This is a genomic window from Nostoc sp. CENA543, from assembly GCF_002896875.1.
Lineage (GTDB): Bacteria > Cyanobacteriota > Cyanobacteriia > Cyanobacteriales > Nostocaceae > Trichormus.
In genome coordinates, this window is sequence record NZ_CP023278.1 from 3,334,513 (window position 1) to 3,349,311 (window position 14,799).

The window sequence follows — 14,799 nt, forward strand, 5'->3', positions numbered from 1 at the left end:
GAGATTTAAATATTGATATTTACTTGTATTTTTGTCTACGAACAGGAATAAAAAACAATATAATAAATCCCAAAGTTGAAAACTAAAATCTAAGGTTTGAATTAATTTAGCAAGTATCTAGGTAGAAAAAGATTCACCCTTGCAGCGACTAGATTTGATGCTGGAAACTAACGACGTTAATAATAACAGATGTTAAAAACTGCTGCCTCAGTAGATTCGATGTAGCTTTCTAGCTACAATATGGCTATGTCTCAAACTCCTATTACTCAAACTACTACCCGTCCTACCTTCATCCTTGTAGATGGACATTCCTTAGCTTTTCGTTCTTACTATGCTTTCGCTAAAGGACGAGATGGGGGACTGCGGACTAAAACCGGAATTCCCACTAGTGTATGCTTTGGCTTTCTCAAATCGCTGTTGGAAGTCATGGATACACAACAACCGCAAGCAATGGCGATCGCCTTTGATTTGGGTTTACCGACTTTTCGCCACGAAGCTGATGATACATATAAGGCTGATCGTCCAGGAACACCGGAAGATTTTGTCCCAGACTTAAAAAATCTGCACGAGTTATTGCAAGGTTTTAACATTCCCATTTACACCGCGCCTGGTTATGAAGCGGATGATGTGTTGGGAACATTAGCGCAAACAGCCACTGCGGCTGGGTATAAGGTGAAAATTTTAACAGGCGATCGCGATTTATTTCAACTCATCGACCCTGCTAAAGAAATCACCGTCCTAAATTTTAGCCCCGATGCACTTAAACGCGTTACAAATAATAATGGCATCACGGAAGTTAGTACAGAACAAGTTAAAGAAAAACTGGGTATTTTACCTACACAAGTAGTTGATTTTAAAGCCTTGTGTGGCGATAAATCAGATAATATTCCCGGCGTGAGAGGAATAGGAGAAAAAACCGCCGTTCAATTACTCAATGCTTACGAATCCCTAGATAATATTTACGCTTCTATTAATGAAATTAAAGGCGCGACGCAAAAAAAACTTATAGAAGGAAAAGCAGACGCATATAAATCTCAATACCTCGCCAAAATAGTTACAGATGTCCCTCTAGAAGTAAACTTAACAGATAGTCAATTGCAGGGTTTTGATGATAGTATTATCATCCCTATTTTAGAAAAATTAGAGTTTAATTTATATCTGAAAAAAATCAACGCCTTACAACAGAAGTTTGGTGGACAAGTTGCAGAAGCAGCAGAAGTATCCACTACAGATACAGAAGAAACTTTTGCCGATGACGCAGATTTTTATACCTTGGCGGAAACACAAGCCGCACAACAAGAAAAAATCGATTCTCCCATTCAACCACGTATTATTCACACTGAATCACAGTTAATAGAATTAGTTGCACTATTACAAACATTTACTAACCCTCAAACTCCTGTTGCTTGGGATACAGAAACCAGTGATTTAGAACCCAGAGATGCGGAATTAGTGGGAATTGGTTGCTGTTGGGGAAATGCACCCGACGAATTAGCTTATATTCCCATAAACCATAAAATCGGAGAGAATTTAAATAAAGATATCGTACTGAAATCCCTCAAACCAATTTTGGAAAGTGAGCAATATCCTAAAACATTCCAGAATGGTAAATTTGACCGCTTAGTATTTCGCACCCAAGGAATTAACCTAGCAGGAATTATTTTTGATCCCATGCTAGCCAGTTATGTTTTAAATCCCGATAATAGCCATAATCTCACAGATTTAGCCCTGCGTAATTTGGGTTTACAATTAACTAACTATGAAGAGTTAGTCCCCAAAGGTAAAACCATTGCGGATATTAGTATTCCTGCTGTAGCAAATTATTGCTGTTTACAAGTATATGCTACTTGGCAACTTGTGCCGAAAATGCGTGAGGAATTAGATAAGATTCCTGCTTTATCTACGTTACTGACAGAGGTAGAACAACCCCTAGAAGCTGTTTTAGCCGCAGTCGAATATACAGGAGTTCGCATTGATTCTGAATATCTCAAAGAACTATCCCAGCAGTTAGAAACAGATTTAGCAAAACTGCATGAACAAGCCACAGAAATTGCTGGCGAAAACTTTAATTTAGGTTCTCCTAAACAATTGAGTCATATATTATTTGAGAAATTGGGCTTAAGTACCAAATATTCCCGAAAAATTCAGACTGGTTATTCTACCGATGCAGCCACATTAGAAAAACTGCAAGAAATTGATGAAACAGGTTTTGTCAATGCGATTATTGAGTATCGGACTCTCTCCAAATTAAAGTCTACCTATGTAGATGCTTTACCTGCGTTAGTCCGCCAAGACACCCACAGAGTACATACAAATTTCAATCAAACATCTACATCTACAGGTAGGTTATCTTCATCCAATCCTAACTTACAAAATATCCCCATTCGGACAGCCTTTAGTCGCCAAATTCGCAAAGCATTTTTACCCGCATCAGGTTGGTTAATGGTAGCGGCTGATTACTCACAAATTGAGTTAAGAATTCTGGCACATTTGAGTCAAGAACCCGTGTTAGTAAAAGCCTATCAACAGAATGAAGATATTCATACTGTGACAGCTAAATTAGTCTTTGAAAAAGAAGATATTACAGCCGATGAACGCCGAATTGCCAAAACGATTAATTTCGGTGTAATTTATGGCATGGGTTCGCTAAAATTCTCCCGTTCTACAGGGATTGATAAAAATATCGCCAATGAATTTATTAAACGATTTAATAGTCGCTATCCAGAAATTTTCGCTTATCTAGAAGGGGTAAAAAAACAAGCGATATCTCAAGGATATGTCGAAACTATCCTTGGCCGTCGGCGATATTTTGAGTTTACTAATCAAAGTTTAAGTAAATTCAAAAATAGCAACCCAGAAGACATTGATTTAAGCAAATTAAAAAACCTAGGTGCTTACGACGCAGGTTTACTCCGTTCCGCCGCTAATGCACCCATTCAAGGTTCTAGCGCAGATATTATCAAAATCGCAATGGTACAACTGCATGAAGTTTTACGCAACTATCAAGCGCGATTATTATTACAAGTACATGATGAATTAGTCTTTGAAGTTCCCCCTAATGAATGGGAAGAATTACAACCGAAAATTAAATCGGTGATGGAAGGTGCAGTCAAATTAAGTGTACCGTTAGTAGTGGAAGTAAGAGCAGGCGAAAACTGGATGGAAACCAAATAATCATAGAAAATAAGCAACTTTATAAACCAATATGATGATTTCCGGGGCTGATGAGATTACTTTTGCAGGTGTGAGAGGCGATCGCTATTGGTTCTATGAGCCTTATCCTTATACTAGAGTAAGTGATATCGATGAACGATTAAGCGGCTTTCCGGTAGCAGTATTTTTACCACAACATCGCCCCAGACACGACACACCCTTAGTCATCGGTTTACAGGGGATGTGCGCGCCTTATGGCTGGAATGCTTTCATAGTCCCTACTCTCACTCAAATGGGTATAGCTGTGGCTTTATTCGATACCCCCTTAGCCGGTGAACGCAGTTTAGTACGCACCTTTACAAGTTTGGCACAGAACGAAATTAAACCCCTACTTGATAGAGGAATTGCTTTTGATACCGCCATGCTGTTGTCAATATTTCGCAGCACAGTCAATGATATCGCCAAAGTCAGAGAATTTTGTGGCGATCGCTATGGACTTTCTGACCCCAGACTGGCATTATTTGGGGTGAGTATGGGTGTATTGCTATCCGCCTATGCTTTCACAACCAATGGTTTAGGAGAAAGGTTACTAGGAACTATTGGTCATGCAGATTTGCCATCTTTTGCGAAAAGTTGGGGATATAATCTTTTACCAGATATTGCTGCATCTCCGGTAGGGGGAATAGCAGAGTCAATTTTAGACAAATTACAACCTGATTTAACACCTGTAGTCAAACTTTTACAACTAGCTAAAAACCTCAAATATCAAGATGAATTTGCGTGGGAATGCAATCCCATGAACTATATTGAAAAAGTAAAATCACCTCGGAGAGTGCGCTTTTTAATTGGTGCTAATGACCCAATGGTCAATATTAAAGATGCTCAAAATTGCGCCCAGAAATTCCCTGATGGTGCTTGTTATGTCGTTCCTGGAATGGGGCATGGAACAAGACAATGGGGCGCAACTTTTGTTGATCATGTGCGCTATTTCTTAGTTACACAATTAGCAGACTGGCAAAGCTGAACTTCGTTAAGAAAATAGTTTGTAGTGGAGACTTTAGTCCTCATCTAAGGACTGAAGTCCTTACTACGAACTTTTCTTTACTTTACAAACCCTAGATTTTAGCTTTAACTAAACCGTATTGGCTGATATTCTCTCTACTTTCCTATCTGATTCCTCACCCATTCACGAAATAATTTCACCAATTCTAAATAGTCCATTGTCTCAGCTTTTTGTAAGAAATTAGCAATTTCTGGAATAGGTAAATTGACAAAAAACTGACTATTTTTACAAGTAATATAAGCGTTATTTTGTAATTGTTTAATTACTAAAGATTCCCCATTATAAATCCAAACTTCTGCGATACCCAAATCTGCATAGACTTGGAGACGATTTTGAGAACCACTAGTGACATCAATTTCCACAACTAAATCGGGTGCAGGATCTTGTACTAAGTCCAATCGTTTTTTTCCCCGAACTACGGCAATATTACGGATGTAGAAACATTTATCTGGTTCTGCACCACTTATTTCAGGACGTTTCAATGTAGTTGAACCTAAAGGATAAATGTTCACTGCCAATTCTTCAGCTAGTGTTTCCACAAAGCGACCTAAAACTTCTTTGCCAAGTTCATGTTCTGGGGAAGGGGACATAATTTCTAGATTCCCACGATTATAAGTCAATCTGAGACGGCGATCGCTCAATTCTGTCAACAGTGTCTCATAAGTCTGCCAGCTAATTCCCGATAGGTGAATCATTTCATTCGGTGGTGTCAGCAATGTCGCAGTCATAGTTTCAACCGAAAATCTCTTGGTTTTATTCTAGAGGATGAAACAAAAGAAAGATACTACATACTATATGCAGGACTGACGCACAGAGGTTATCTGTTAAGCAGTAGTGTCGGAGATGTAATACCAATTCACAATTCGCAACGACGCTCCCGCCCCGCTACGCTCTAAGCGCAGCTATGCCGCAGGCTTTACGCAATTAAAAAACTTAGATGTAGCAAGGATTTTAGGGTTTACATCTGTATCAGATTTTTCGTGAAATGGTGTAATGGTTTAAACCACACTCCTATTTCTTCTTACATGTTCTCTATCTACGTAAGTAATTTCAATCATCAATTAAAATTCCTAAAGCACCATCCCTTAATTAAATTTTTAGCAAGAATTTCAACAGTAAATATACAGAAATATAATGCTTTTTATCATTGATATTTTACCTAAGAATTTACATCATCTTTTTAGAACATTTATTCAATAAACAGTAAATTAGTAGCGTTATGATTTGGCGACACTAAGACTATGCTAAAAAACCTGAAATCTACACTCACACTCATACCATTGTCCTTGGGAACACTCGCTATAACTGGATTTATCCAACCAGCTATGGCTGTCAATTTAGGAATAGCACAGGACTATAATGTCTTTGTCTTTGGAGACATGAATCAAAGTTCAGATTCCGAAGGTCGTGTTGCTGTGGGAGGAAATGCAACATTCACTAATTTTGGTATTGCAGACCGTCTGACTAACTCCAATGGGACAGATACTCGTTTGGTTGTTGGTGGAAATTTAACTTACAATAACGGTCAAATTTTTGGCGGTAATGCTGTTGTAGGTGGTACTGTTAAGACTCCCGTTTATTTCAATTGTTCTCCTAATTGTGGTGTAAAGTCAGGTCAATTGATTGACTTTAATGCTGCACGTCAAGAATTAACTAATCTTTCTCAATATTTGGTTGGATTAACTTCAACAACTACTACCGAATATAAGTGGGGCGGGATTATCCTCACAGGAAACAACAGTGATTTGAATGTCTTTACAATTGATGGTTCTAAATTTTCCAGCAGCAGTTACTTAAACTTGAATGGAGTGGGTAGTAATTCCACGGTAATTTTAAACATTTTAGGAAGTAGCGTTGATATTAAATATTTTGGGTTAAATTTGGGTGGCATAAATAAACAAAACGTTTTGTTTAACTTTGTGGATGCTACTCAAATTAGCACCACAGGTTTTTCATTCCAGGGTAGTGTATTGGCGACCAAAGCTAATGTTAATTTCTCGAATGGAAATGTAGAAGGAACTTTAGTAGCTTCCTCACTATCTGGTACTGGTGAATTCCACAATGTACCGTTTACAGGTAATCTTCCCAGTCCACCAAAGCCACAACCCCCCACTGAAGAACCAGAACCTCCTGTAGAAGAACCAGAAACAACCGCAGTTCCAGAACCAAGTATGGTTTTCGGTCTATTTTTCCTTGGAACTATAGCGAGATTCTTCCGCCGTTCCAGAGTATAGGTAAATCTTGAGCGTTGCTAAATTTAGGGTTTTCTCCGCACCATGATGCAACACTAAATTGTGAATTCTCCCCAGGGCTTGACGCTGGCTCAATTAGCAATGACCATTAACTAATAACCAATGACTAATAACTAATAACTAATGATTAACATTGCTGTTGTTGGGGTTGGACGCTGGGGAGTGCATCTACTGCGGAATTTTTTAGCACTACCCCAAGTTAATGTCGTGGCGGTAGTAGATCCGCACGCAGACAGGTTGGCGGTAGTGCAGCAGCAATTTAATTTAGATAAAAATATCTTATTGACGACCCATTGGCAAGATTTACAGCAATTATCAGACTTAACAGCAGTTGCGATCGCTACACCAGCAACTACCCATTATGCTTTAGTTAAAGATGCTCTCAACTGGGGTTGTCATGTCCTAGCAGAAAAGCCTCTCACTCTTGAACCAGGAGAATGTCAAGAACTTTGCCAATTGGCAGATCAACAAAAATTAATCCTCATGGTTGACCACACCTATTTATTTCACCCAGCCGTTGCGGGAGGAAAAACCGTAGTCCAAGCAGGTAAATTAGGTGATTTGCGTTACGGTTATGCAGCCCGTACCCATTTAGGCCCTGTGCGCCAAGATGTTGATGCACTCTGGGATTTAGCCATTCATGATATTGCCATCTTTAACAACTGGTTAGGTCAAACACCCACCAGCGTCCAGGCTACGGGTAAGGTTTGGCTGCAAAGTAAAGCTAATACAGAAATTAACCACTTCCCATCAGGATTAGCTGATTTAGTCTGGGTAACACTTACCTACCCAGATGGATTTCAAGCCTATATTCACCTATGCTGGTTAAACCCTGACAAACAGCGTCGGTTAGCTGTAGTAGGTAGCCTTGGTACTTTGGTATTTGATGAAATGTCATCATCATCACCGTTAACTCTATTACATGGTGAATTTGAACGTCAGGAAAATCTATTTTTACCGATAAATCAAAGCCAAGAAACGCTGGAATTAGAGAAAGGAGAACCTTTGAACAGAGTTTGCAACACCTTTGTCTCATCCATCCTGCAAAACACTCCACCCACAATTTCATCAGGTTGGGTAGGTACAGAGTTAGTTAAAATTCTCTCTGCACTTACTACTTCTCTTAATCAAGGCGGACAAGAAATTTGTCTTAATGGTCAATAGTCAATAGTCAATAGTCATTAGTCAATAGTCATTAGTCATTAGTCATCACCGACTAAACGCCGCGCTACTGCTAACAGCACTCAAATCAATTCAAAATTCAAAATTCAAAATTAAAGAATTGATTACTCACCACTCAGCACTCATTACTCACCACTCAGCACTCATTACTCACCACTCAGCACTCATTACTCATTACTCATTACTCATTACTCATTACTCAGCACTCACCACTCATTTCTGAACAGGTTGAGGAGTTAATTGGGATTGATTGGACTTATACAAGGCGTTTCCATGAACTAGAGTTGTTTCTGAGTGTGGGGTATAAGCATTTTCATGGGGAATTTCTAGATTTTCTAAACTTTCTTCCTTGACTGGTGAGGGTTTTGATATTTCAATCAGAGGTAAAGAAATTTTTACTGTAGTGCCTTGATTAATACCTGCACTTTCTAGGGTGATTGTACCGCCCATCAGTTCTATTAAGTTACGGGAAATGGCTAACCCTAAACCTGTACCTTCACATTTGCGTGTGTTATTGCCATCTACCATGACATAGGGACGAAATAGTTTTTGCTGTTGAGATGGTTCGATCCCTAAACCTGTATCTGTGATGGTGACGGTAACTTGAGATTTACCATTAATCTTATGTAAAGATGTGGAAATGGTGATCCCGCCTTCATCGGTGAACTTAGTGGCGTTCCCAATGATATTGATTAATACTTGTTTGAGTTTGGCTGCGTCTGCTTTGACGGGAATAGATTCTGTTCCTAGACTAGTTTTGAGTTGCAAACCTTTATGTTGAATGTTTACTGATTGTAAATTAATCACTTCTAGTAGGATTTGTCTCAAATCTAGGGGTTCTGTGACTACGGAAAGTTTACCCGCTTCAATTCTCGAAATATCTAGTAACTCGTTAATAATTCCTAGTAGGTGAATAGCTGTTTCATCAGCACGTTCGAGAAATTCCAGTTCTTCTTCCCGACTGTCACACATATCATCTTTGACAAAGCGGATGGAGTTAATGATGATGTTTAGCGGATTACGTAGTTCGTGGGAAGTTGTGGCTAAAAATTGACTTTTAATTTGATTGGCTGTTTTGGCTTCTTTCCAAGCCGTTTCTAGTTCTTCTGACCAAGCTTTAAGGCGATAAACCATTTGGTCTAAAGCTTGTGATAGCTGGTTAAATTCGCGAATTTGGAAGTTATGGGGGATGGGATTAGCGGCGTGGTGGCTGTGAATATTTAAAGCATAGTCTCGTAATGCTTCAACGGGATTAGCTAAATAGGGGGCTAAATACAATGATGCTAATAAACTCGCACCAATTAAACCCACGGTTAAAACAATCAAAATTAGTTTGATTTCTTCTAAACCTAATAGGGCGTTATCTACAGTTGTGACTGCTAAAACTACCCACTTTTTGGCTTTTTGTTTGGTGATGGGATCATTAATAGCTGTATAACCGGCAACTAACTCTTTACCATCCCGAAAAGACAAATTGATAGACTCATTTTTGCCGGCGATCGCATTTTTGACAATGCTTTTGAGTTGGGCTGCATCTGGATGTTCTCTGATATTGCTACCGACTAAATCGGCTACAGGATGGGCTAATATCGTCCCATCTTCAGCAATGACGAGAGTTGAACCTGTGAGAGAACCTGCTTGTGGTTTAGTTTGTTCGTATAACGCTGATTGTAGACTCAAGGCATACCGCAATTCCCCAGAACCATTATCAACGGGTGTAGAGAGAACTAATTCTAGTTGTTGACGCGGATTTTTGGATGTGGTGGTTCCTGGCTTTTGAGGCGGGACAGTGCGGATTTCTACTCCATCCCTGGGAAAAGGTAACACAATTTTGGCGATCGCTTGATTACCGCAACTACTAGCAACAACTTCACCACTCTGCACATTAGTCAGCTGCAAGCACTCGACGTATTTGGGTAGTTGTTGTGTCAACTGGGCGAGAAATGTTTGAATTTCCGTTGGTGATCCCGACTGCACAACTGTGGTGCGACTAGCGATTAATAAACTAGTTTTCAGATTTGCGATCGCATTAACAATTTTTTCCCCTTTGATTACAGCACTATCAGTCAAATTTTGTCGTGCAGTTTTCAACAAACTAGAACGCGCCTTATTCAAAGCTGCTAGCTGTCCGATAAATAAAACAGGCACAAACAGCAACAAAATTCTCGTTACTAAAATACGTCTAAAGGATGATTGACGGGGATTAGCCATCGAGCGTCTCACTTCACAACTGCAAAACCACAACAGCCTACATATGTAAATAAACCGGCCAAAGGAGACATTTTATGAATTTATCCACACTTTGTAATCAGCCCCCAAAGGTATCAAAGATGGAATGAATAAACAGCTATGAGCTATACCAAAAATTTTAGTCGGTAGATGTGAGATGGACTTGTGCTGCATATTAATCAAGTATCGCTGGGAATAATTTCCAATCAAAAGGACAAAATTTATATTTAATTCACTGTGCAATCATGCCGTAACTTGTTACTGCTTAGGGATATGGTATTTTTGTTTCTGCCATCATCTACAAGTTAAGTTCCAAAAACTCCACCCGTAAATTAACCCAATGGTGCAAAATCGTCCACATACGACAGTAGTTTTAGCCATGAGTGCAGATGGCAAAATAGCAGATTTTCGGCGATCGCCTGCTAGATTTGGCTCAAATGTAGATAGAACACACCTAGAACAACAGATTGCTACTGCTGATGCTGTATTATTGGGTGCAGGCACGCTGCGTGCTTATGGTACAACAATGACCATATCACAAACGATGCTCTTGCAACATCGACAGCAAGAAGGTAAACCTACCCAGCCGATTCATATAGTTACTACACACTCTGGTCAGATAAATCCGGAAATTCGCTTTTTTCAGCAATCAATTCAACGCTGGTTGTTGACAACAACCACAGGCGCGCAATTTTGGCGACAAAAACCAGAATTTGCCAAAATTTTAGCTTTTACTGCACCAAATGGCAACCTTGACCTACTAGCCGCTTTACAAGAGTTAGCCTTTTTAGGTATATCACGCTTGGTAATCTTGGGTGGAGGAACATTAGTAGCTTCTATGCTGGAGTTAGACTTGATAGATGAGTTATGGCTGACGGTTTGCCCATTAATTTTAGGTGGTGAGACTGCACCGACACCTGTAGACGGACAAGGATTTATGTCTAAACTAGCTCCTCGGTTGCAACTTTTAGAAGTGAAAACCATTGACCAAGAAGTTTTTCTCCATTATCGCCTGCAACGATAAGGTAAATTAGATTACGCTATTGATTGGGAATGGGGCATAGAAGAGGAATTGGTGCAGGGGGCAGGGGGCAAGGGAAGAAAAATTTCCCCATTTCTCCCTGCTCCCTGCCCCCTTGCCTTCTGCCCTCCCAGTCCCCATTCCCCATTCCCCATTCCCCATTCCCCATTCCCTATTCCCCAAAAATGGTAGAAAAACTCAAGCCGCGTTATTCTAGCGTTTGGATCAACAAAGTTGCAGAAGTTCCCCAAGATGCTTGGGATGCTTTAGCCTTACCCCTGAAAACTCCTTTTTTAGAGTGGAATTGGTTGCATAATCTGGAAAGTTCCCACAGTGCTACAGCTAAAACTGGTTGGCTACCCAATCATTTAACTCTGTGGCGCGACAGAACCTTAATTGCTGCTGCTGTTTTGTACCTGAAAGGCCATAGTTATGGTGAATTTGTCTTTGATCACCAGTGGGCAGAGTTGGCAGAACGCATAGGTGTACAATACTACCCGAAACTTTTGGGGATGACTCCATTTACCCCGGCTGAAGGTTATCGATTTTTAATTGCACCAGGGGAAGATGAAGCAGAAGTTACGGCGATGATGGTACATGAAATTGATGCTTTTTGTATCAAAAATCGGATTTCTGGCTGTCATTTCCTCTATGTTGATCCCGAATGGCGACCAGTTTTAACACAAACAGGTTTCACCCCTTGGTTGCATCATAGTTATATCTGGGAAAATTCAGGATTTGAGAATTTTGATGATTATTTGGCTGTGTTTAATGCTAACCAGCGTCGCAATATTAAACGAGAACGCAAAGCCGTAGAAAAAGTTGGCTTAAGACTCAAGCCTGTAACTGGGGATGATATTCCTAAATCTTTGTTTTCCTTAATGTACGATTTTTATGCTGATACCTGCGATAAGTTTGGCTGGTGGGGAAGCAAATATCTCACCAAACAATTTTTTGAGCAGTTACATCATAATTATCGTCATCGAGTGGTATTTTTTGCCGCCTATAACGAAGAAGATGAACGTCACCCGATGGGAATGTCTTTTTGCTTGTTTAAAGACGATAGATTATACGGACGCTATTGGGGTAGCTTTCAAGAAATCGACTGTTTACATTTTGATGCTTGCTATTATGCACCGATTGAATGGGCGATCGCTAACGGTATCCAATTATTTGATCCCGGTGCAGGCGGCAGACATAAAAAACGCCGTGGATTCCCTGCTACGCCTAATTACAGTTTGCACAGATTCTATAATGGTCGTCTATCACAGATTTTATTGCCCTACATTCACGAAGTAAACCAACTAGAACAGCAAGAAATTGCCGCCATTAATGCAGAGTTACCTTTTAGTAAACAAAATCCGTCAAACTAGTAATTGCTAATTAATTGGTAACTGTTAGCTGAGAAAGATTTACACTTGATCTGTAGTGTAAAAACTCAGAATAGATAAATTTAGTTTTGAGACCGATTATGGATTTGATATTAGAAAATTTGGCGGCAATTGATGATAGACTTTCACAGCGTCACATTGACCTTGATCCCTATGGATATTTCATTATCTATTTAGACCGGGCAGAAGGTTTAATCTATGCCAAACATTTTACAAACATCATTGATGACCGTGGTTTAGCTGTAGATCCCGTAACCGGAAAAGTCATTCCTGCTAAGGGTAAGGTGGAACGCACCCACACCACAGTATTTAGTGGGAGAACAGCCAAAGAATTAAGTGTGAGAATTTTTGAAGAAACTCAGCCCTGTCCTGTCAGTCAGCTAGACCACGCTGCTTATTTAGGTCGTGAATTTGTCCGCGCAGAAGCCGCTTTAGTCACAGGGCAAGAGTATATTCAAGACTAAGGCAACAGTAAAAAGGAAAAAGGCAAAAAAATCTGGCTTTGTATCAATGCCGGATGAATTAAGCTTTTTTAGCAAAGTAAACTAACGATTTTTTGCGCCTTTGCGCCTACCCTTCGGGTTCCGCTTTAGCGGTATGCGCGAAACATAAATCATCCCATTAATCAGCAATGCCCTTTTTCCTTTTGCCTTTTTCCTTTTGCTCTTTCTACCCTTCCGACGATGGTTGAACTGCCAAATAAATATAGTAAGTCGCCATTGGGATAATAGTGGCAGCGATTAACAGTCCCACTACCCAAGCTGTGGCGTTACCTTTGTCAGTTTCTTCAGCTTTTTTGAAAGTTCCTTCTACCTGTACTTTGTCAACGATTTGCGGGGGGCCGGGATCAGGTTGACCGGAGAGAACTGCAACTAGGCGATCGCTGGCATCCAAAAATGCCTGATTATATTTATTACCATCGCGCAAAGGTGCAGCTAACGTTTCTTCCGCTACACTGGTTGCAATTTCATCTGTTAGCAGAGATTTCACTTTTTCCCCAGAAATGATTGCTGTACCGTTAGTTACTGTGTCCAGCACTAACAAAGTTTGATTGGCTTTAGCTTCTGAAGTCGGAAACCATCTATCAAACAGTGATTTCGCAAAGCTGTCTGGAGTTTCACCGTAATCTAAGCGACGAATTGTCACAAATCTGACTTCGTTTCCAGTGTTCTTAGCCAAGTCATCAAAGTTACCACTAATCTGACCTTCATTGATGCGGCTGATAACTTCACCTTGGTCTACAACCCAAGTAGAATCACCTGCTGTCAGATTGGGTATTTGATAAACACCCGTAGCTAATGCAGAGGTGGCAAATAATGAAGTAGCTAAAATTACCGTCAGTATCGGTAAGATGAGCCTGATAAAAACTTGGTTGAGGAGCTGCTGCATTTGATAATCCTATAATACCGATTAGCATCAAAAATACTATACAACTAATGTCAAAATCACTTATTCCATAGGTTGATCATTAAAGACAAGAGCGATCGCTCTTCATCACCTAAGATGCTATTTCTGATATCTTAACTAAGATACTTGCTACTTTTTTATAGTGAATTTTATTGTGTTGACCGCACAAAAGTATGGAAAAGAAACGTTTTCCTGGTTTGAAAACCGAGTTTTATGAGCATCCGTTTGACCACAAGGCTTTAATGTCTTTGGAGCGAACCCCTGTATTACCTCTATTGTTGAATAAAGTTAATGAGTACGGGATTGATAGATTGCTGCGGATGCAAATCACTGGAAGTGAATTCAAAGTTACGCCGCGCAATTTTCCCAGTCTCTATAATGCTTTTACGGAAACCTGCAATATCCTCGATATTACTCCCACCCCAGAACTTTTTCTGTTTCGGGGTACAGGATACATCAAAGCCTACGCTGTTGGGGTAGAAAAGCCTGTAGTGGGAATTAATCTGGAGGGGATGGAATGGCTTTCCCATGATGAATTGTTGTTTGTGTTCGGACACGAAGTTGCACGCATCAAAGGTAAATACTTGGCATACCAGCAAATGGCACATATTATGCCAGTGGTGAAAAATTTAATTAGTAGCACCACCTTCGGTATAGGTGGATTAGCGGCTAACGGCATAGAAATTGCTTTATATAACTGGATAATTATGGCTAAATTTACCGCCGATCGCGCTGGTTTATTGGCGTGTCAAAATCAAGATGTGGCGATTACTGCTTTGATGAAATTGGGTGGTTTACCTCAAGAGTATTTAAATGAAGAAACCATTAATGATTTCGTCACCCAAGCGCGTAGTTTTGAATTTACTAATCTCGATAGTTTAGATAAATTCGCTAAGACTTTTAGCTTCATGGAACATCTTCTACCTTGGACAGTGATGAGAGCCTCGGAACTGTTGAAATGGGTAGACTCAGGCGAATATGACAACTTGTTGCAAGGAAAAGAACCCGTTCATCAGCAACCTACAACTTCTGAAGATAATGAAGACTGGAATTTCCTCAACGCCTGGGACGCAACTGAACAAAGTTAGGATCTATTTTTCT

The 14,799-nt window shown here is 40.0% G+C and carries 11 protein-coding genes; 8 read left to right on the forward strand and 3 right to left on the reverse strand.

Annotation, left to right across the window (positions count from 1 at the left end; all coding sequences use genetic code 11):
• Positions 1-246 precede the first annotated feature (246 nt).
• A complete protein-coding gene (gene polA, locus CLI64_RS13770; protein WP_103140714.1) occupies positions 247-3,174 on the forward strand; it encodes a DNA polymerase I in 2,928 nt (975 codons plus the stop codon).
• Positions 3,175-3,205: 31 nt separating this feature from the next.
• Complete coding sequence (locus CLI64_RS13775; RefSeq protein WP_103137758.1) at positions 3,206-4,177, forward strand: alpha/beta hydrolase; 972 nt, start codon at positions 3,206-3,208, stop codon at positions 4,175-4,177.
• Between the two features lie 134 nt (positions 4,178-4,311).
• On the opposite strand, the gene CLI64_RS13780 is transcribed toward CLI64_RS13775, so the two are convergent.
• Entirely contained in the window at positions 4,312-4,944 is a 633-nt protein-coding gene (locus CLI64_RS13780; RefSeq protein WP_103137759.1) for a Uma2 family endonuclease, read from the reverse strand.
• A 513-nt stretch (positions 4,945-5,457) separates the two neighbouring features.
• On the opposite strand from CLI64_RS13780, the gene CLI64_RS13785 reads away from it, so the two are divergent.
• Positions 5,458-6,450: a choice-of-anchor A family protein gene (locus CLI64_RS13785; RefSeq protein WP_103137760.1), complete on the forward strand. Its 993-nt coding sequence runs from the start codon at positions 5,458-5,460 to the stop codon at positions 6,448-6,450.
• Between the two features lie 141 nt (positions 6,451-6,591).
• A complete protein-coding gene (locus tag CLI64_RS13790; RefSeq protein WP_192881714.1) occupies positions 6,592-7,632 on the forward strand; it encodes a Gfo/Idh/MocA family protein in 1,041 nt (346 codons plus the stop codon).
• A gap of 231 nt (positions 7,633-7,863) precedes the next feature.
• On the opposite strand, the gene CLI64_RS13795 is transcribed toward CLI64_RS13790, so the two are convergent.
• Entirely contained in the window at positions 7,864-9,861 is a 1,998-nt protein-coding gene (locus tag CLI64_RS13795; RefSeq protein WP_103137761.1) for an ATP-binding protein, read from the reverse strand.
• Between the two features lie 358 nt (positions 9,862-10,219).
• Between CLI64_RS13795 and CLI64_RS13800 the strand changes: the two genes are divergently transcribed.
• The 3 genes from CLI64_RS13800 to CLI64_RS13810 all read left to right on the forward strand — a co-directional run bounded on the left by CLI64_RS13800 (position 10,220) and on the right by CLI64_RS13810 (position 12,755).
• Positions 10,220-10,903 (forward strand): RibD family protein, encoded by a 684-nt coding sequence (locus CLI64_RS13800; protein ID WP_103137762.1) that lies wholly within the window; start codon positions 10,220-10,222, stop codon positions 10,901-10,903.
• 182 nt (positions 10,904-11,085) lie between these two features.
• Positions 11,086-12,273 carry a GNAT family N-acetyltransferase gene (locus CLI64_RS13805; RefSeq protein ID WP_103137763.1) on the forward strand — a complete coding sequence of 396 codons (1,188 nt, stop codon included), beginning with the start codon at positions 11,086-11,088 and terminating at the stop codon, positions 12,271-12,273.
• A gap of 98 nt (positions 12,274-12,371) precedes the next feature.
• A complete protein-coding gene (locus CLI64_RS13810) occupies positions 12,372-12,755 on the forward strand; it encodes a DUF4346 domain-containing protein (protein WP_103137764.1) in 384 nt (127 codons plus the stop codon).
• A gap of 205 nt (positions 12,756-12,960) precedes the next feature.
• Here the strand turns inward: CLI64_RS13810 and psb32 are convergent, their stop codons facing one another.
• Positions 12,961-13,680, reverse strand: a complete 720-nt coding sequence (gene psb32, locus CLI64_RS13815) for a photosystem II repair protein Psb32 (RefSeq protein ID WP_103137765.1) — start codon at positions 13,678-13,680, stop codon at positions 12,961-12,963.
• Positions 13,681-13,871: 191 nt separating this feature from the next.
• Between psb32 and CLI64_RS13820 the strand changes: the two genes are divergently transcribed.
• Positions 13,872-14,786 (forward strand): M48 family metallopeptidase, encoded by a 915-nt coding sequence (locus CLI64_RS13820; RefSeq protein WP_103137766.1) that lies wholly within the window; start codon positions 13,872-13,874, stop codon positions 14,784-14,786.
• The last annotated feature ends 13 nt before the right edge of the window (positions 14,787-14,799 follow it).